Annotated in this window: 16 protein-coding genes; 14 read left to right on the forward strand and 2 right to left on the reverse strand. The window is 53.2% G+C overall.

What is annotated here, in order from left to right:
- Positions 1-85: 85 nt before the first annotated feature.
- The 8 genes from AAFJ72_RS02045 (at position 86) to yunB (ending at position 10,574) form a co-directional block, all read left to right on the forward strand.
- Positions 86-835, forward strand: coding sequence for an MntP/YtaF family protein (locus tag AAFJ72_RS02045; RefSeq protein WP_432775881.1), 750 nt, complete (start codon positions 86-88; stop codon positions 833-835).
- A gap of 194 nt (positions 836-1,029) precedes the next feature.
- On the forward strand, positions 1,030-2,634 hold the full coding sequence (locus AAFJ72_RS02050) for a methyl-accepting chemotaxis protein (RefSeq protein WP_432775882.1): 1,605 nt from the start codon (positions 1,030-1,032) through the stop codon (positions 2,632-2,634).
- Between the two features lie 249 nt (positions 2,635-2,883).
- Positions 2,884-3,636 (forward strand): DeoR/GlpR family DNA-binding transcription regulator, encoded by a 753-nt coding sequence (locus tag AAFJ72_RS02055; protein ID WP_432775883.1) that lies wholly within the window; start codon positions 2,884-2,886, stop codon positions 3,634-3,636.
- Positions 3,633-4,547 (forward strand): 1-phosphofructokinase, encoded by a 915-nt coding sequence (pfkB, locus tag AAFJ72_RS02060; RefSeq protein ID WP_432775884.1) that lies wholly within the window; start codon positions 3,633-3,635, stop codon positions 4,545-4,547. Before AAFJ72_RS02055 ends, pfkB begins: the two co-directional genes overlap by 4 nt.
- 16 nt (positions 4,548-4,563) lie before the next feature.
- Positions 4,564-6,480, forward strand: a complete 1,917-nt coding sequence (locus AAFJ72_RS02065; protein WP_432775885.1) for a PTS fructose transporter subunit IIABC — start codon at positions 4,564-4,566, stop codon at positions 6,478-6,480.
- 15 nt (positions 6,481-6,495) lie between these two features.
- Complete coding sequence (locus AAFJ72_RS02070) at positions 6,496-6,756, forward strand: HPr family phosphocarrier protein (protein ID WP_122903211.1); 261 nt, start codon at positions 6,496-6,498, stop codon at positions 6,754-6,756.
- Positions 6,757-7,021: 265 nt separating this feature from the next.
- On the forward strand, positions 7,022-9,826 hold the full coding sequence (locus tag AAFJ72_RS02075) for a calcium-translocating P-type ATPase, SERCA-type (protein WP_432775886.1): 2,805 nt from the start codon (positions 7,022-7,024) through the stop codon (positions 9,824-9,826).
- Between the two features lie 46 nt (positions 9,827-9,872).
- A complete protein-coding gene (gene yunB / locus AAFJ72_RS02080) occupies positions 9,873-10,574 on the forward strand; it encodes a sporulation protein YunB (RefSeq protein WP_432775887.1) in 702 nt (233 codons plus the stop codon).
- Between the two features lie 38 nt (positions 10,575-10,612).
- On the opposite strand, the gene AAFJ72_RS02085 is transcribed toward yunB, so the two are convergent.
- Complete coding sequence (locus AAFJ72_RS02085; RefSeq protein WP_432775888.1) at positions 10,613-11,527, reverse strand: hypothetical protein; 915 nt, start codon at positions 11,525-11,527, stop codon at positions 10,613-10,615.
- Positions 11,528-12,033: 506 nt separating this feature from the next.
- On the opposite strand from AAFJ72_RS02085, the gene AAFJ72_RS02090 reads away from it, so the two are divergent.
- Complete coding sequence (locus AAFJ72_RS02090) at positions 12,034-13,032, forward strand: copper amine oxidase N-terminal domain-containing protein (RefSeq protein WP_432775889.1); 999 nt, start codon at positions 12,034-12,036, stop codon at positions 13,030-13,032.
- 229 nt (positions 13,033-13,261) lie between these two features.
- On the opposite strand, the gene AAFJ72_RS02095 is transcribed toward AAFJ72_RS02090, so the two are convergent.
- Entirely contained in the window at positions 13,262-13,777 is a 516-nt protein-coding gene (locus tag AAFJ72_RS02095; protein ID WP_432775890.1) for an N-acetyltransferase family protein, read from the reverse strand.
- A 174-nt stretch (positions 13,778-13,951) separates the two neighbouring features.
- On the opposite strand from AAFJ72_RS02095, the gene AAFJ72_RS02100 reads away from it, so the two are divergent.
- The 5 genes from AAFJ72_RS02100 to AAFJ72_RS02120 all read left to right on the forward strand — a co-directional run bounded on the left by AAFJ72_RS02100 (position 13,952) and on the right by AAFJ72_RS02120 (position 18,378).
- Positions 13,952-15,043 (forward strand): ATP-binding protein, encoded by a 1,092-nt coding sequence (locus AAFJ72_RS02100; protein ID WP_432775891.1) that lies wholly within the window; start codon positions 13,952-13,954, stop codon positions 15,041-15,043.
- Positions 15,018-15,674, forward strand: coding sequence for a response regulator transcription factor (locus AAFJ72_RS02105; RefSeq protein WP_122903220.1), 657 nt, complete (start codon positions 15,018-15,020; stop codon positions 15,672-15,674). Before AAFJ72_RS02100 ends, AAFJ72_RS02105 begins: the two co-directional genes overlap by 26 nt.
- Before the next feature lie 149 nt (positions 15,675-15,823).
- Positions 15,824-17,512, forward strand: a complete 1,689-nt coding sequence (locus AAFJ72_RS02110; RefSeq protein ID WP_432775892.1) for a YcdB/YcdC domain-containing protein — start codon at positions 15,824-15,826, stop codon at positions 17,510-17,512.
- 206 nt (positions 17,513-17,718) lie between these two features.
- Complete coding sequence (locus AAFJ72_RS02115; protein ID WP_122903223.1) at positions 17,719-17,886, forward strand: cytochrome c oxidase subunit 2A; 168 nt, start codon at positions 17,719-17,721, stop codon at positions 17,884-17,886.
- 24 nt (positions 17,887-17,910) lie between these two features.
- A complete protein-coding gene (locus tag AAFJ72_RS02120) occupies positions 17,911-18,378 on the forward strand; it encodes a cytochrome c oxidase subunit II (protein ID WP_122903224.1) in 468 nt (155 codons plus the stop codon).
- The last annotated feature ends 2 nt before the right edge of the window (positions 18,379-18,380 follow it).

Genomic DNA, 18,380 nt, shown 5'->3' on the forward strand with positions numbered 1-18,380 from the left:
GGCATGAGCCGCTCCCTTGTATGGTTGCACGCGAAAAGCCCTTTTTGCGTATATCTAATAGGCAATGGGAAAGAGGTGACCATATATGAGCGGATGGCTCGCACTCCTGCTCGTTTCCCTGGCCATCAGCATGGACAGTGTCAGCGTTGGATTGACGTATGGTTTGCGCAACATGAAAATGCCCTTTTTGTCGCTGGTCGTCGTATCTGGATGTTCGTTTGCTGTTGTATATGGTGTCATGCTCGTGGGTGCTTCGCTGACGGATTGGCTGACGCCTGAGATTGGCAAGTATATTGGCGCGGCCGTCTTGATTTTCATGGGCTTGTTTACGCTCTGGCGGCTTTTTTCTTCGCGCCAGGAGCGGGAAAAGGCGCCCGATCTGCCGGATCCGCTGCCTGTACAGTCCGGTATGCTGGCGAGCCAGGCAGACGCGCAGACGGCTGCTGGCAGAGAGGCGGCTGTGTCAGCCAAAGAAGCGCAGGTGGAGCTGGATCGCACAGTGTTGACCCAATTTCGCATCTTCGGCGTCATGATTCAGATTTTGAAAGACCCTTCAAAAGCCGATGCGGATCGCTCGGGACATATTATGGGCTGGGAAGCGGTCATGCTGGGGCTGGCGCTGTCTTTGGACGCGTTTGGAGCGGGGATCAGTCTGACATTTTTGGGCTACTCGCCACTCGTCGTCGCCCTGTGCATCGCGGTGATGAGCGCGCTCTTACTTGCAGTGGGGCTTGCGATCGGACGGCGCGCGGGAAAAACGCGGTGGCTTGCCCGTCTGACCTGGCTGCCGCCGATTTTGCTCATTTGCATCGGGTTAGCCAAAAGCTTGAAATAACTATCCCTGTAACCTGTAGTCCGCCTGTGCGGGGCAGCGCTGCTTGCGTCCCGCACAGGCGGACGTTTTGGTTTTGTGCCGCCTGGACCGAAGCGGCATTTTTCGAATAAATGCCAAACGACAGAAAGGAGAGTAGGAGTAATTGGATAATTATAACAATACTTACTATTCTGGATAATGGAGTGGGTGGGGTTGTGAAAGCGAGTCAAAAGCTGAAGCAAAGGTCGTTGCGAAAGGTGCAGCAAGCCGCAAAAGAAATCGAAGCGCTCTTGCAGGAAGGGACGTTCCAGGACAATAGCGCGAAAATCAGACAAAAGCTGGACGAGATGCTGGAAGGAGACGAATATATGGTTCTCGTCACGCGGGAGGGTCTTGGGATCATTCACACGAACCGATTGCGCGAAGGCACATTGTTCAACGATGAAGTCGGGTTACGCGCCGCGCGAACCAATGAACCGTTGGCACAAATGTACCACCGCAACACCGGGGAGCTTTTGCTGGACACCTCTGTGCCGATTCGGGTAAGGGGAGAGCACGCTTACAGTCTGCGCCTGGGCGTGGTCGTACCAGCTTTGTCCTATGGCTGGAAGCTGGTGGGGGCCTTCGTCGTTCCTGTTTGCTTCGCAACAGTCGGTCTGTGGCTGGCTCAGTCGCCCTGGACAGAAGGAGCGGCGGTAGCGATAGGCATCGTGCTCGCCGTCTGGATCGGGCTGTTGACCCAGCGCAATTTTCGCCACAACTGGCGCGACTGGATGAGGGTCACGAAAGCCATTTCATCAGGCAAGCTGAAAGCGAGAGTGCAGACGGCGCGGCGGGACGAATGGGGGCAAATGTCGTTTGAACTCAACAAAATGATTATTGGCATGCATGGCATTTTGACGGAGCTGCGGCAGACGGCGCAGGCAACCAGAGAGATCAGTACAAAGCAGGACGCGATGGTTCAGGAGCTGCTAAGCGCTTCCGAGCAGCTTTCTGCCGGGCTGCAGCAGGTACACAGCGGAGCGCTGGAGCAGGCAAGTCTGGTTGAAGATACAGAAGCGGTTTTAAAAAAGATTACGACGCTGATTCGCAAGGCCGGGAGCGAATTGAAAGAGACGAGTACGCTGACCCAGGAAGCAGAGCTGGCCGCCAGGGAGTGGAGCGTCAAAACGAGCCACTTGCACATGCAAATGCAACGTATCGAGCAGGCAAGCCATACGACAGAAACCTCGATGCAGGAGCTAAAACAGCAGGCTGCCGGGATTGAGCAGATGATCCGCGAAATTCGGGAAATCGCCGAACAGACAAACATGCTGGCGCTGAATGCAGCGATTGAAGCTGCGCGAGCGGGGGCGGAAGGACGGGGATTTGCCGTCGTCGCAGATGAGGTGCGCAAGCTGGCGAGCCGGGCAGACGAAGCTGCTTCCCACATTATGGACGTCGCCGGTGCGATTACCAGGAAGTCTTATCAGACCGTGCAAGTCGTCCAGGAAGAACGCCAGGAGGTGCAAAGCGGACTGGCACTCATGCAGGAACTGCAAGCAATCGTGCACGTCCTGTCCGAAAAATCAGCCCTCTCTGCCGCTCATACGGCGCGCAATGCGGAAGTCATGGGCGAAGTGCTGCGCGATGTCGACGAGGCCGAGCAAAATATCGAGAAGGTCATGCACATCTCGCAAAGCTTTTCTGTCTCAGCGAAGGAGGCGGCCGCAGCCGGCGAGGCTCAGCTAAACGCAACCGAGCAGGTAGCCGATCAAGCCAGACGACTTCACGATACATCGGTGAAGATTCACCAGATTGCCGAGCGCTTTGAGCTGTAAGCTTGCCGTACAAGACAAGTATCATGTGGATGAAAAAAAGGAAGCCGCGAACCAGGGTGGAGAATGCTGGTCGCGGTTTTTTTGCTGGCCGGAACATGCGATTTATTCAACGTCTCCCGTTTGTTTCGCGGAAGTATGACCAATTTTGACAGAAATTCTGATTGATTATGACTATTTACGATTGTTTTTGATTGAATGTGCGTGTATAATCAAAATCAATCCGATGGCACTGCCAGAAGGGAGGGTATCATGCTAACTCCAGAACGTCATCAGTTGATTATCGGGCTTGTAAAAGAAAAAGATTTTGTGCGCATCCATGAACTTGTCGAGGCTACAGGAGCGTCCGAGTCAACGATTCGACGGGATTTGAGTGAATTGGAAGAACAACGCCTGCTCAAGCGTGTCCACGGTGGAGCGTCTGTGCTGCAGAGCAAAATCGAGGAGCCGACAATTCTGGAAAAGTCGGTCAAGCGCGAGCGGGAAAAGACAGCGATTGCCAAATACGCTGCCAGCCTGGTAAACGACCGCGATTCGATTTTTATCGATGCGGGCACCACGACGTATCAGATGCTTCCGTATTTGCCCGAGAACATCATGGTCGTGACGAATGGGGTGGATATAGCCCTCCACCTGATTAAGCGCCACATCCGAACCATTCTTCTGGGAGGTGAATTGAAAGCGGCTACATTGTCGCTCGTCGGGCGAGACGCGATCAAGTCGCTCAGCCAATATCGCTTTGACAAATGCTTTCTCGGCATGAATGCGATCGACCAAAACCACGGTCTGACTACACCGGACCCCGATGAAGCGTACGTCAAGCAGTTGGCGCTGCAGTTCTCGGATGAAAGCTTTGTATTGTGCGACTCCGACAAGTTTTCGCGCGTCACGTTTGCCAAGGTGAGCGACCTGCACGGAATTACGCTCATCACGGATAACGGTATTAGCCCGGAGGAACAACAAGTGTACAGCAGAATAACAACTCTTAAAGTGGTGAAAGCATGATTTACACAGTAACCCTGAACCCATCGATTGACTATCACATCTGGCTGTCTGCCCTGTCGCAAGGAACGATTCACGAGGCGCAAAAAGAGTGGAAGGTTGCAGGCGGAAAAGGGATCAACGTCTCGAAAGTGCTCCGCGCTCTCGGTGAAGATAGTACGGCTCTTGGATTCGTCGGTGGGTTTACGGGAGTATTCATACAACAACAGATCGAGCAAGCCGGTATTGCTCATCAGTTTATCCAGATCCAGCACGATTCGCGGATCAACGTAAAAATCAAGGCTGAGAACGAGACGGATATTAGCGGGGTTTCTCCCCCTGTTCCGGAAGAAGCGCTGGAGCGCCTTTTTGCCCAGATCGACCGTTTGCAAAGCGGCGATTACCTCGTCCTCGCCGGAAGCGTTCCGAAGAGCTTGCCCGCCGACATCTACCAGATGATGATGCAGCGGCTGCGCGGCAAGGGAGTACGCATTTTCCTCGACGCCAAAGGACAGGCCCTGAAAAACGGGTTGGCGGAAGAGCCGTTTCTCATCAAGCCGAATCACCATGAACTGGGCGAATTGTACGGCGTGACGATTGCCACTCCTGCCGAAGCGATTGAGTGGGGGCGAAAAGCGCTGCAAATGGGCGCGCAAAACGTCATCGTCTCCATGGCTGGTCAAGGAGCGGTCTTTGTCAACCAAAATGAGGCTTATACCGCCCAGATTCCCCAGCGCAAACCAATCAATTCAATCGGCGCCGGGGACTCGATGGTCGCAGGATTTCTCTACGCGCTCACACGCGGGATGAATAACGAAGCGGCGTTTCGTTTTGCCGTAGCGGCCGGAAGTACGACGGCCTTGTCGGAAGGTTTTTGCACACTTGAAAAAATAGAAGCTTTTATGCAGGACGTTACCATTTCCGTCATTTCGTGAAGGGGGGTTTACACCCATGAACAATCAGATTCGCATTGCTGATTTGCTGAAATCAGACACGATTATCGTTCATTTGTCGGCTACCACAAAAGAAGCTGTGCTGGATGAGTTGATCGAGCAACTCGACAAAGCGGGACGTTTGAATGACAAGGCTGGCATGAAGCAGGCCATTCTCGCCCGCGAGGCTCAAGGCTCTACGGGAATTGGCGAGGGAATCGCCATCCCGCATGCCAAGACTGCTGCGGTCAAGACGCCCAGCATCGCCTACGGTTTTTCCAAAGAGGGCGTGGAATTCGAATCCCTCGATCAACAAAAAGCGCATCTGTTCTTTATGATCGCGGCAACCGAAGATGCCAACCAGGCTCATCTGGCGACGCTGGCACAGCTCTCCGAAATGCTCATGGACGAGTCGTTTCGCCAGGAGCTGATGAAAGCAGAGACGAAGGAGCAGGTGCTTGCGGTTATCACGAGCAAGGAAAAAGAACTCCAGCGCGAAGATGAAAGCGTTACCGCGGACGTGGCGGCCGACCAGCAGCATGTGTCCGCCAAAGTCGTCGCCGTAACAGCTTGCCCGACTGGTATCGCTCATACCTACATGGCTGCCGATTCCTTGAAGAAAAAGGCGGCGGAGCTGGGGATTTCGCTCAAGGTGGAGACGAACGGTTCTGGCGGAGTGAAAAACGAGCTGACGCCGCAGGATATTGAAGAAGCTGCTGCTGTCATCGTGGCCGCTGACCGCCAGGTGGAGATGGAGCGGTTCGCCGGAAAGGTTGTCATCCAGGTTCCGGTCGCCGAAGGTATCCGCAATGCCGAAGACCTGCTGCAGCGCGCCGTCAAACAGCAGGGCAGCGTCTATCGCGGGGGCGCGAGCAGCTATCAGGAAAAGATTCAGGAAGGCAAGGACGCGAAAAAGTCCAAACAGCCAGCCTTTTACCGTCACTTGATGAATGGCGTGTCCAACATGCTGCCGTTTGTCGTGGGCGGCGGGATTATTATCGCGCTCAGCTTTTTGTTCGGAATCAAGGCGTTTGACCCGAACGACCCGTCCTTCCATCCGCTGGCCAAAGTATTGATGGACATCGGGGGAAATACGGCATTTCAACTGATGATTCCTGTACTGGCAGGGTTTATCGCGTCCAGTATCGCGGATCGACCTGGTTTTGCGCCCGGTATGGTGGGCGGCCTGCTCGCTACTACATCGGGCTCCGGCTTCCTTGGCGGAATTATCGCTGGCTTTTTGGCCGGATATGTCGTGCTTGGGCTGAAAAAGCTGTTTGCCGGACTGCCGCAATCGCTGGAAGGGATCAAACCGATGCTGTTGTACCCGCTGCTGGGTATTTTGATTACAGGCTTTATCATGGTCTATATTGTCTCCGATCCCGTCGCAGCAGCCAACACGGCGCTTGGCAACTGGCTGAAAAACATGGGGACGGGAAATGCGGTTATCCTTGGTATCATTTTGGGCGCGATGATGGCCTTTGACATGGGAGGACCCGTCAACAAGGCGGCCTTTACATTTGGAATTGCGATGATTACCGAAGGGAACTACGGCCCGCACGCAGCCATTATGGCGGCTGGCATGACTCCGCCGCTCGGCATTGCCTTGGCCACTACCCTGTTCAAAAAGAAATTTACGGACGAAGAGCGGCAAGCAGGAAAAACCGCTTACGTTCTGGGGGCTTCCTTCATCACGGAAGGAGCGATCCCGTTTGCGGCGGCTGATCCTACGCGCATCATTCCTTCCATCATGGTCGGCTCTGCCGTGGCCGGCGGCTTGTCGATGCTGTTCGGGTGCACATTGCCGGCTCCGCATGGCGGTTTGTTCGTTCTTCCGGTTGTCGGCAACTGGCCGCTGTACCTCGTTTCGATTGTTGCGGGTGTCATTGTGACAGCCCTGATGATAAAATTGCTGAAAAAAGACATAGCAGAGTAAAAGGAGTTGGACATCATGTTGACCAAAACATTCACCATTCAAAATCCGAGCGGCATCCACGCCCGTCCGGCCAGATTGTTCGTGGAGAAAGCGACCTCTTTTCCGTGCGACGTGAACGTCATCAAAGGCACCAAGAAAATCAACGGCAAAAGCATCATGGGCCTGATGACGCTGGGAGCAGCCAAGGGAGATCAAATCACGCTGGAAATCTCCGGAGGACAAGCAGCGGAAGCGATGGAAGCACTGGGCAAGGTGCTGGAGTCGGTTCACGATTAATGGACGAAGAAGCCTCCTGCGGTGAACGGCAAGGAGTGCTCGTGATGTTGCAAAAGGGATTGGTTCAGGCGCATACTGCGTCCTGATCGGAGAATCGCCCTTTCTTCAGATGGCGGTGTGTGAAAACTGCCATTCTGCAGAATGTGGCGATTTTTTTTGCGTCCAAAAATCCGCTTACGCTGTCGCTTTGGACAGCTCCTGTTTTATTTTCCGGCTCGTCTGCATACACATGGCAATGAGTGAGAAGTGGATGGAGGAGATGCAGGTGGATACACAGCCAATTCGAAAATGGTACACGTTGGCAGCAGCCGACGTGACCGAAGCCCTTCATAGCGATGCGGCGCAGGGACTGACCCAGCAGGAGGCGGAACGGAGACTGGCCAAGCATGGGGCCAACCAGTTGGCTGAGAACAAACGCAAGCCGCTCTACACGGTCTTTCTTGACCAGTTCAAAGATTTTATGGTGCTCATCCTGTTCATCGCCACGCTGATTTCCTACTTTCTGGGGGAGTATCTGGATGCGATTACGATTATTGCGATCATCATCATTAACGGCATACTCGGGTTCATTCAGGAGGCCAAGGCTGAGCGATCCCTGCAAGCGCTAAAAGAGCTGGCATCCCCGATGGCCCGGGTCATTCGCGAGGGGCAAATCTCCATGATTCCCGCTTCCCGTCTCGTGCCGGGCGACCTGGTGGTGCTCGAAGCGGGGGACCGGGTTCCGGCAGACATGCGGCTTTTGACCGCCAATCGGCTGGAGATAGAAGAGTCGGCGCTGACAGGCGAATCTGTCCCTGTCGCCAAAAACGTCAAAAAATTGGACACGGCCCAAGCCTCGACGGTTCCTTTGGGCGATCAGAAAAACCTCGCCTTCATGGGGACGATGGTGACGGGCGGAACAGGCAGCGGCATCGTCGTGGCGACAGGGATGGAGACGGAAATCGGGAAGATCGCCCACATGATGAACGCAGCGGAAGAAGCGGAAACGCCGCTGCAAGCGCGTCTGGAGCAAATGGGCAAAATTCTCGTGGTCGTCGCGTTGCTGTTGACGATTGTCGTGATCGTCGCCGGGGTTTGGCACGGACATGAGCTGTTCACGATGTTTTTGGCAGGGGTCAGCCTCGCGGTAGCGGCCATCCCGGAAGGCTTGCCAGCGATTGTCACCGTCGCGCTGGCGCTCGGCGTGCAGCGGATGATCCGGCGCAATGCGATCGTGCGCAAGCTGCCGTCGGTCGAGACGCTTGGCTGCGCTTCGGTCATCTGCTCCGACAAGACAGGTACCCTCACCCAGAACAAAATGACGGTTACGCATGTCTGGCACAGCGACTCCACCTATGAAGTCACCGGAAGTGGCTACGTTCCGGAGGGAGCTTTTCACTATCAGGGAAAAATGGTGTCTCCTACCCGTGACGGAGCGCTCACGCAAATCATTCGCATCGCAGACCGCTGCAACAATGCCCGCCTGATCTGCGAGGAACAAGGCACACGCAACTTGCTTGGCATGGGCAAAACAACACGGCATTGGCAGATCGTCGGCGATCCGACAGAGGGAGCATTGAAGGTGCTGGCGGCAAAAGCGACAGGCCATGCCGGAGAGCGGAGCAACCCGAAACAGCAGTCGGTGCGCGTCGAAGAGCTGCCTTTTGATTCCGACCGCAAAATGATGTCTGTCGTCGAAAAAGGCGCAGACGGCGTTCACTCCCTGTTGACCAAAGGCGCGGCAGAGGCGGTGCTGGCGCGGTCCACGCACATTCTCTGGGGCGGCCAACTGCAGCCGCTGACGGCTTCGCTGCGCCATCGGGTGCTGGAGCAGACAGAGCTGATGGCGGGCCAAGCACTGCGGGTTCTCGGCTTCGCCTACAAAACGCTGCAAGGTTATCGCCCCGGGCAGCCAATCGGTACGCTGGAAAACAATCTCGTCTTCGTCGGGCTGGTCGGGATGATCGACCCGCCGCGCGAAGAGGTTCGCTCCGCGATCAACCTGTGCCATCAGGCCGGAATCAAGACCGTGATGATTACGGGCGACCACAAGGTGACGGCGGAAGCGATTGCCCGGCAGATCGGGATGATGCGCGGCTACGGCGAGGTGCTGGAGGGGCGCGAGCTGGACGGGATGTCTGACGAGGAACTGGCCGAGCACGCCGAGCGCGTGACCGTCTACGCGCGGGTGTCTCCCGAACATAAGCTGCGGATTGTGCGGGCCCTGCAAAGCAGAGGACACGTCGTGGCGATGACAGGCGACGGTGTCAACGATGCCCCGGCGATCAAAACGTCGGACATCGGCATCGCGATGGGGATAACCGGAACAGATGTGACGAAGGAAGCCGCCGATTTGGTTCTGCGCGACGACAACTTCGCCACGATTGTCGCCGCCGTCGAGGAAGGGCGCAACATATACGACAACATCCGCAAATTTATTCGCTATTTGCTCGCGTCCAACGTAGGCGAGATTCTCGTCATGTTTTTTGCGATGCTGCTCGGCTTGCCGCTGCCGCTCGTGCCCATTCAGATTTTGTGGGTCAACCTGGTGACAGACGGCTTGCCTGCCATGGCGCTTGGGGTCGATCAGGCTGAGGCTGACACGATGTATCAGCGCCCGCGCAACAAGGCAGAAAATATTTTTGGGCGGGGCCTGGGCTGGAAGATCATCAGCCGCGGCTTTTTGATCGGCGCGATGACCTTGCTCGCTTTCTGGATGACGCTGCGCGAAAATCCAAACGATCTCGTTCACGCCCAGACCGTCGCCTTCGTCACATTAGTCATGGCCCAGCTGATCCACGTGTTCGACTGCCGAAGCCAGTACAGTGTGTTTCACCGCAACGTGTTTGAAAACAAATATCTCGTCTGGGCTGTCATTTCGTCTTTGGTGCTGGTGATTGGGGTCGTGTACATCGACGCTCTCCAGCCGATTTTCAAAACGACAGATTTGTCCCTTCGCGACTGGGCGCTGATTCTCGTCACATCTGGTGTCCCTACGTTCGTGGCCGGGATCGGCGGCGTTCTCGCCAGCGGTCGGTCACAGGCAGGCAGGGAAAAGCGTTCTGCCATGCGCACGGTACGTCCTGATTGAAAGCTGAGCTTGCTGTGTACAGCGAAACGAGGGAGAGGAAGCAACTGTGCGTTTTCGAAAAGGAGGCTGGAAACGGCGCGGCAGACGCATCTTCGCTATGTTTTTGGTTGGCGTCGTATGCTTGTTGATCCTGTTCATCATCGTGGAAAAACGGATTGAGCCAACCTTGATGCTGATCGCCCAATCGAAGGCCGATCAGGTGGCAAAGCTCGCCATTACGGATGCGGTTACGAAGCGTTTGACGCAGCAAGGCGTGGATTTCAACGAGATCGTAATGATGGAAAAAGACGAGGAAGGCAGCATCAAAGCGGTCAATTTCAATTTCCGCGAGTATTCGCGAATCGTAGGGGAGACGACCGCCCGCATTCAAAATCGGCTGAAAGAGTTCGAGCAGGAGCACGTCCAGACGACGATTCCGCTCGGCCTGGCTACCAAAAACGTGTTTCTGGAACATTTCGGCCCGGAAATTCCCGTCTCGTTCGTGCCGATCGGCGCCGTGAAGACCCGCCTGGAAACGGGGCTGAAGCAGGCTGGCATCAACATGGTGCTCGTCACCGTCTACATTTACGTCGAGGTCGACTTGCGCGTAGTCATCCCGTTTGCGACCAAGCAGCAAACGGTCACGACGCAAATACCGATCAGCGAGGCATTGATCGTAGGCAAGGTGCCGAGCTACTTGTACAACAACCCGGCCGGGAAGCCGGATGTACCGATGCCGAGGAATGAGCAGATGATTCACCAGCCGTAATGGAAGAGGGGCGGCAATTTGGCCGCCCTTTGCTCGTGTTATTTTGCAGATTCCGTTGTTTGTTTAAACTTGGTTTGTTCAAATGAGGGTGTACTATTTTGGAAGGATTCAGGTAATGCAAAGGTAGCCTTTTTCGCTTCTTTATCAAACTCAATGGAAAGCACTTCTATGCTGTTTGTCACTTCATTTTTGTCATTGGTTTCTTCTAATTTTAGTAACACCCCCGTTTCGGTATCGACCCACATCGTAAAGTGTGTAGCTTGATGCTTTTCTGCTAAAATACGATCTTCGTGCTTGCCTTTCACCATAGCTACAGTGCGGTTAAGCAGTTTTTCTGTGCCCACAATTTCATGGTTGTCAGGAGTCAGCCAGAATGCATAGTCTTGGGGAAACACGACATCTTTCGCGCTTGCGGAGAAGGCCGGGTCAGGTCTTTTGACAAATACTTTTTCTCCTTGTTCATTTTTATACGTTCGAGGTTCATTTTTGTTAAACGCAGTTGGTTCATTTGCTTTACTGACCTTGGTCTTCTTGTACGTTTTTCGGTTATGTTTAACGTCCCAATAAAACTCTCCATCAAATGCCGTTTCTTTGATGAGTTCTGCTTTCGTATTATTCAGCACCTTTACATGGCTGCGGGGATTGTTTCCTTGTTGAACCTCAAACTCTACCGTTTCATCGACTCCAAGCGGAGCGAGAATTACCCGATAGGAGCCGCTAACATTTTGGTAATTGTCAATGGCATTGAGCATTTTTGCTTGAAGGGTCTTTGCATCCATGACCGCTGGAACTAATTCCGTCTGCTGCTCGGCTGTAACTGGTTCAGCTATTGTCGCTGATTGTGTTGCTTCCATTTTGGGAGTTTCTTCTGCATGACTTTTCACGGCATAAAAACCAGTAAGCCCCAAACCAAGCAAAGAGGTTGCCAGAATAACAGCTTGTGTTTTTTTCACACTAATCGCTTCCTTTTCCTAATTTGCATTGCCGGGACCAAGAGGAAACCGCGTCTGGCATCCTCGTTGATAATGAAACCTCTTGGCCTCTGATTTGAGCGAATCCGTCATGTTTAGAGTATATTTTTCAGTCCGACAAAACCAAATAAAACACCGAAGATCATCAAGAAAATGAATACAGTTCGGAAAATTCTTTTATTCCAGTCGTGAGGTGTGACGTACCCCATCGTGCTTCTTTTTTTTACAGAGTCGCCAAAGCCTTGCACAATTGTTTCTAAATGGAGTAAACCATAGATTCCAAGCCATAATATCATAATGCCTAATAAAACATGGAGGAATGTCTCCATTTTTTCGCCTCTCTTACAAATTTATATAAATATAGTAATATTATCTAACCAATCAATTTAACCCTACCCGAAAAAATTTGTTGAAACGTATCCAAAACTCCTCCGTCCAATGAATAGAAACACGCAACAAGTGAAATACAAGCATTGGAGGAACACAACATGAAAACAATTCGTACAGGCATGATGACATTGGCGGCTTTGGCCGTGCTGGGAACGAATATCGTATCGGCTGCCTCCCAACCGGTAAAAGAACTGTCGGTCAATGTAAACGGAAGCGCGATTGAGCAAGCTGCGATTTTTGATAAAGGACAACAAACTGTTTTGGTCCCGCTGCGCCCTGTAGCGGAATCCCTTGGGTACAAAGTAAGCTGGAACAACGAGCTGAAGGCAGCGGAGGTGCAAAAAGGCGCGATCGCGAGCTACGTCAAAGCTGGAGAGGATCGCTACCCGTTTGCGAAAATGTACAAGACACTCGGAGCAAAGCCGCTTCTCGTAAATGGCAGCACCTATGTTCCGGTCGCTTTCGTGGATGAAATCCTGCAAGCAGAAGTCCATGTGACAGACAGTGCGGTGACGGTTGTGGACGAAGAGGCAGAAAAAGCGCCAGTGCGTACGGGCACGATCACGGCAATCAACAAAAAAGACGATGGCAAAATCTCGATTGCCTTGAATGGATACGAGACGGGAATCATCCTGCACATCAGCGCGGAAACCAAAATGACTGACGCTTCCGGCAAAGAGCTGAAGCCGGAAGACTTGAAGCTGGGCATGGAAGTGGAAGCGACACACCAGCAAATGATGACGATGAGCATGCCGCCGCAGACAGGCGCGCTCAGCATCGTTGTCAAGAGCAGCCTGGAATCTGCGGAAGTCATCGGGACAACCGGAAAAGTAACAAGCATCGAGCCTGACCAGCAAGGCACCTACAAGATGGTTGTAGAGGGCCGCGGCCTGACAGCGACCTCTCCGGAAAAAGTGGCGCTGATTATCAACGACAAGACCAGCATCGTCAATGCCAAAGACAACAAGGCCCTCAAGCCGGAAGACCTGAAGGCTGGCATGAATGTGTTCGCATTCTACGGGCCAAAACTGACGCGCAGCCTGCCGCCAATCGGTGTGGCGGAGAAAATCGTCGTGGAAATCACCGAAGCCGAATAAAACAGGTCAACCGGAAAACACCCAGGCTGACCTGCTAATACAAAAAGCCTCTTCAAGCAAAAGTGAAAGGAACCGGGATGGCACTGCTGTCCCGGTTTTTCTGTCAAAAATCAATCGTCCCATGCGAATGCTCAAGAGCGGAACGGCAGCGACCGGAGTGCCTTTTTTGTTTCGGGGTAGGTCACAGGCTGCACAGCCCGGCAATCAGGGCAATCTCGGCAGTTTTCGTTCAAAAAGCGTATGCCATGCAAATGACCCGGCCAAGTCGCTCATGCTCCCGTTCCTCGTAGGCAGTGAAGCCGTACTTTTCATAAAACGGGACGACCTTGCTGTTTTTGGCGAGGACGGCAAGGTGCAGGGACGTATAGCCGTTTTCCCGGTACCAATCGATCAGGCAGTCGAGGAACTCTTTGGCGTAGCCTTTGCCTTGACAGTCGCTGTGCAGCATGATAAGCCCGAGCCAAGGTTGTTTGTCCCGCGGATTGCAGAGAATAAACTGTGCAATCCCGATGATGTTGCCGTTGGCAGATTCGCGCAGCGCCATGCTGTAGGAGTCCTCGAGGGCGAGGTTTTCCAGGTGATCGGCTTCTATCTCCTGGACAGTGACGGCGCGTTTTCCGAAGGCGTACTCCATATAGTCGGGGTTCGAGTTATAGACAGCAAGCAGCTCGGCAAAATCTGCGGGAGTGACTGGCGAAAAATGCAGCCGCTTGCTGCAGGGGATAAAAGCAGGAGAATGTGGCATACGAAGGCTCCTTTCTCGTCATTTAACAACAATCTAATTAGATGGTAATCTAATATAAGAAAATGTCAATGCCCTCAGCGTGCCAGTCAAGCAGGTTAAGGGAATTCCCTGATACACAACCGCCCCTGTAAACTCTACAATAGCACTTAGATGATTGTCTCAAAGGAGGAGCGCATGAGTACGTGGAGAGAAGACCTGGGGACATCCTATGAAGCCATATCCCTGATGCAGTCCATCTTTGCCAACGTCAGTGACGCCATCCTGGTGATCGACCATGAGGGCCGGATCGTCCGGGCCAATGCCGCGCTGGAGAAGATGACGGGTTGGACCGAAGACGAACTGATCCGGGAAAAGCATATTTGCGAGCTTTGCCTGGGGATGGCAACCTGTATGGAGGAAACGAGCTGTACGGACTGTTTTTTCAAACGCGTACAGATGCCGTCCTTTGAAATGAAGCTCCGTACAAAAGACGGTCGTGATTTTCCCGTAGCCGCCAGCTCCGCCCGATTGCCTGATGATACAGGTGGCAAGCTGGTGTTGATTTTGCGCGACATGTCGGCTCAGCAGCGTGTGGAAAAAGAGCGTTACCAGCACAAGCTGACCCACTTTGCCATTCAGGCTCAGGAAGAGGAACGCAAGCGTATTGCCCGCGAACTGCACGACGGCATAGGGCAGGCGCTTTACAGTATTTTGGTAGGGCTGAATGTGGTCAGGCAAGGCAATCCGAGCGAAGCCGTCATGCAGCATGTGACAGAGCTGGTGAACATGACGTCGCGGGCGATGGAGGAAGTCAAGCGTATGGCACTGGAGCTGCGCCCGTCCGCTCTCGACGATCTGGGCCTTTTGCCTGCCTTGCGTTCGTTGATGAAGCGGCTGGAAAAAACGTTCCACCTCCAGATCGAGCTGCATGTGCAGGGAGAGAAGCGGCGGTATTCCGCCCCGATGGAGACAGCGCTGTACCGGATCGTTCAGGAGGCCATGACCAATACGGCGAAGTACGCGCAGGCGAGCCAGCTCGGGATCGTGTTTGAGAATCGGGAAAAAGAAGTGGTTGTAACGATCGTGGACGACGGTATCGGCTTTGAGGTGGAGAAGACGTTGAATTTCGGCAAGGGGCTTGGCTTGTTCGGCATGAAGGAACGGGCGCAACTGCTCGGAGGTACGGTCGATATTCGCTCGGCGCCCCAGGAAGGGACGACGGTCATCGTCCGTATTCCGTTGCCTGAGGAGGGGAAGTTGGATGACGATTCGCGTCTTGATCGCTGACGATCACGCGATTGTACGGTCCGGGCTGGGGATGCTAATCAATGCCCAGGAGGACATGGAGGTCGTCGGCTATGCGGCTGACGGCAAGGAGGCTTGCGAAAAAGCGCTGGAAATCCGCCCGGACGTGGTGCTGATGGATTTGAGCATGCCGCCGGGGGAGAACGGCCTGACGGCTACCGCGAGGCTGAAGGAAGCAGCGCCAGACATTCAGGTGCTCGTCCTGACCATGCACGACGATGAAGAATACTTGTTCCGCGTACTGCAGGCCGGAGCTGCCGGCTATATTTTGAAAAGCGCTCCCGATCTCGACCTGATCTCCGCAATCCGCTCCGTGAACAACGGCATGGCCTATTTGTATCCGTCAGCGACCAAATCGCTGATCGAGGAATTTTTGCAGATGGTCAAAAACGGCGAGGAGCAGGCCAAGTACGAAATTTTGACGGATCGGGAAAAAGAAGTGCTCGTGCTGATCGCCAAAGGCTTCAGCAACAAGGAAATCGCCGAGCAGCTCACCGTGTCCGTGAAGACCGTCGAGTCGCACAAGGCGCACATCATGGAAAAGCTGCATTTGCGCACGCGGCCTGATCTGGTACGGTATGCGATTAAAAAAGGCTGGCTTGATTTTGAATAGCTTCATGCTTTGACACGCCATTTTCGCGATGCGAGGGCGTGTTTTTTGTTTGTAAAAGACGAGGTAAATATGTAACTTTTTGGGTATCCCTCGCGTCTTTTTGTTTGTAAGTGTAAAAATATTTTTCATGCAAGGTTCAGGAGGGCAAGATGAAGAAGATCAATCAGTCTGTCATGACAGTTGTTGCAGCTTGCCTGCTCGCTGCAACGCCAATATGGACGGTGCCAGCGAACGCAGCAAATGGTACACAGGAGCAGCAGTCTCAGCAAAAGGAATTTTCCCAAGAGGTGCAAAATACGCTGGACAAATTGAAGGAAGCCATTCCGGAATTGAAAAAGCTTCGTATGAAAAGCAAAACGGAGAGAACACAGAGCATTCACTATTCGCATCCGGTTTGGGACGTAATACTGACAGATGAGCCGGAAACAGGAGCAGAGCAAAACAGCTTTGCCTATACTACCGCAAGAATCGTAATCGATTCCCAGAAAGGGCGACTGCTTTACCTGGACGTGCAAAATCCAGCCTGGGCATCTGCTGCCTACCCGGACGAAAAGCTGGCGCGCGAAAAGGCCGATGCGTTTCTCGCCAGCATGATCGGGAAGGATGTCAGTCAATTCAAGCAGTCCAAGTTGATGTCCAGGGGAAAAGCAGGGATGAGCGACGAAAAAGGTACAACGCTCGAATGGGCACGCTCTACTGTCCACTACAAGACGCTCATCAATCAGATTCCGGTTGAGGACCATGCACTCTCGGTTTCTGTTGACCACGCCGGACACATAATCCGTTATGATGCGTACAATCAAGTCTTGCCTGACGAGGCAAAATGGCCTGATCCGAAACAGGCAATCCCGCTGGAAAAAGCAAAGCAGGTTTATCAGGATAAGCTGAAAATGGAACTGCAATACGTAGATGAGCAGCCGCTTTCCTATTCAGGGCCTGGCAAGGTAAATGAGAAAAAGCCGATGCTAACTTACCAGCCAAACGAGGTGCGAACAATCGACGCCCTCACAGGAGAGGTGCTGGACCAGCCAGCCCAGCAGGCCAAGGAGAACGTTCAGGTAAAAGGCGAAGGAAAGTCCGTCAAAATCACTTCGCAAAAAGAGGCCGAGCAATGGCTGAAGTCCCAGTTTGGCATCGACGTTGCCGGCGCTATTTTTGAATACGACGATCACAAGGACAATCTCCAAGGAGGATTACAGACGATTGAGTCGTATATATGGGATTTCTCAAAAAAAGACGACCATGCTTTTGATACCATTTCGCTTACCACTGATGCAGCCAGTGACCGTCTGATCGCCTTCCATCTGCATCTGCGGGAAGGACAGGAGCAGAAGAACAAAATCAGCGTCGAAGAAGCGAAGAAAAAAGCGCTTGCCGTGTTGCAGCCATACCTCGATCCGGCTGTTACCGAGCTGACGCTGTTCACGTTCGCGTATGATGATAAAGCAATTCCGGCCTGGGTGGACAAGAGCAAGCTGAGACCAAGGAACGAGCGGCGTACGGTTTCCTTCCATTTTGAGGGAAAACGCAACGGAATCCCCGTATCGGATGAGTTTTACCAGGTTGAGATCGATCTGGTGACAGGCGCCGTTATAGAGTTGAATCTCCATCCGCTCCATCCTGATATCGTCTTGCCCGCTGCCACAAAGCTGGTTAGCGCCCAGGAAGCAAAAGAAACGTACCAAAAGGAAGTCGAGCTGGAGCTGGTGTATTACTGGGAGCACTACGAAGATCAGCGTGCACCTGAGCCAAAGCTGGTCTACCAGCCAAAAAGAGAGGGCAGCTACCGCTTTGTCGACGCAACTACGGGCAAATTAATCGAATTGAAATATCAATAAAAATACTACAAACCACGAAAGCCGATCTCTGCACTTGCAGAAATCGGCTTTTTTGTCGAACATGTGACACAAACCGAGCAGAATCAGGAGTTTCCCCGACCAATTTAGGGGATTTCCCCGAATTACTTCCTTCTGGTTCCAGGAGTAGAATGAAGGCGTGAAAAATATGATGCGCCTGCGCGGCACACAGAAAGGAGAAAAGTGCGATGGAGACGCAAATCGACAAATTAAAGCAAGGCAAAAAGTCGAAAGAAAAAAAGACGCAGCCAGAGCAAGAGGAACTGAAGGGGACGTTTGCCGCTGTGCTAATTGTGGGGGGCATCATTCTCGTCGGTTGGCTGGGTGTATTCGGGCTTTTCCTGGAACGGGCGTAATAGAGGAAGAGAAGGAGGATACTTATGCATTTGCACCGTTATGAAAAAATATGGCTGATGCTTGGTGCAGGCGGTCTGGCGCTGTTTGTCGTGTTGCTGTGCGTCAATGCGTTTGCGATGGGAATGGCCCCGCCAAGCAGTATGGAAATGATCGACCCTGAAAAGGTGATGGAAACCCCTCCTTTTGATAAACCGGGACTAGTGCAGGTAGGAGACAAGGAGTACGACGCTTACATGACGGCGTTTGCCTTTGGCTTCGCGCCGACGAAGATGGAGGTCGAAGCAGGCTCTACGATCAACTTCCACGTCACAAGTCCGGACGTGATTCACGGATTCCAGATTCCGGAAACAAATGTCAACTTCATGGTCTTGCCGGGACATATCAGCTCGGCCAGCTATACGTTTGACAAACCGGGCGAGTATTTGATTCTTTGCAACGAATACTGTGGCGCAGGCCATCAGGTGATGGCAACCACGATTATTGTGAAATAGAG

This window comes from Brevibacillus gelatini (assembly GCF_050920745.1).
Taxonomy (GTDB): domain Bacteria; phylum Bacillota; class Bacilli; order Brevibacillales; family Brevibacillaceae; genus Brevibacillus; species Brevibacillus gelatini.

Excerpts from the sequence above, each read along its gene's own strand:
- AAFJ72_RS02045 (WP_432775881.1), top strand. The coding sequence starts at position 86 with ATGAGCGGATGGCTCGCACTCCTGCTCGTTTCCCTGGCCATCAGCATG.
- AAFJ72_RS02055 (WP_432775883.1), top strand. The coding sequence starts at position 2,884 with ATGCTAACTCCAGAACGTCATCAGTTGATTATCGGGCTTGTAAAAGAA.
- pfkB (WP_432775884.1), top strand. The coding sequence starts at position 3,633 with ATGATTTACACAGTAACCCTGAACCCATCGATTGACTATCACATCTGG.
- AAFJ72_RS02065 (WP_432775885.1), top strand. The coding sequence starts at position 4,564 with ATGAACAATCAGATTCGCATTGCTGATTTGCTGAAATCAGACACGATT.
- AAFJ72_RS02070 (WP_122903211.1), top strand. The coding sequence starts at position 6,496 with ATGTTGACCAAAACATTCACCATTCAAAATCCGAGCGGCATCCACGCC.
- AAFJ72_RS02090 (WP_432775889.1), top strand. The coding sequence starts at position 12,034 with ATGAAAACAATTCGTACAGGCATGATGACATTGGCGGCTTTGGCCGTG.
- AAFJ72_RS02095 (WP_432775890.1), bottom strand. The coding sequence starts at position 13,777 with ATGCCACATTCTCCTGCTTTTATCCCCTGCAGCAAGCGGCTGCATTTT.
- AAFJ72_RS02100 (WP_432775891.1), top strand. The coding sequence starts at position 13,952 with ATGAGTACGTGGAGAGAAGACCTGGGGACATCCTATGAAGCCATATCC.
- AAFJ72_RS02105 (WP_122903220.1), top strand. The coding sequence starts at position 15,018 with ATGACGATTCGCGTCTTGATCGCTGACGATCACGCGATTGTACGGTCC.
- AAFJ72_RS02110 (WP_432775892.1), top strand. The coding sequence starts at position 15,824 with ATGAAGAAGATCAATCAGTCTGTCATGACAGTTGTTGCAGCTTGCCTG.
- AAFJ72_RS02115 (WP_122903223.1), top strand. The coding sequence starts at position 17,719 with ATGGAGACGCAAATCGACAAATTAAAGCAAGGCAAAAAGTCGAAAGAA.
- AAFJ72_RS02120 (WP_122903224.1), top strand. The coding sequence starts at position 17,911 with ATGCATTTGCACCGTTATGAAAAAATATGGCTGATGCTTGGTGCAGGC.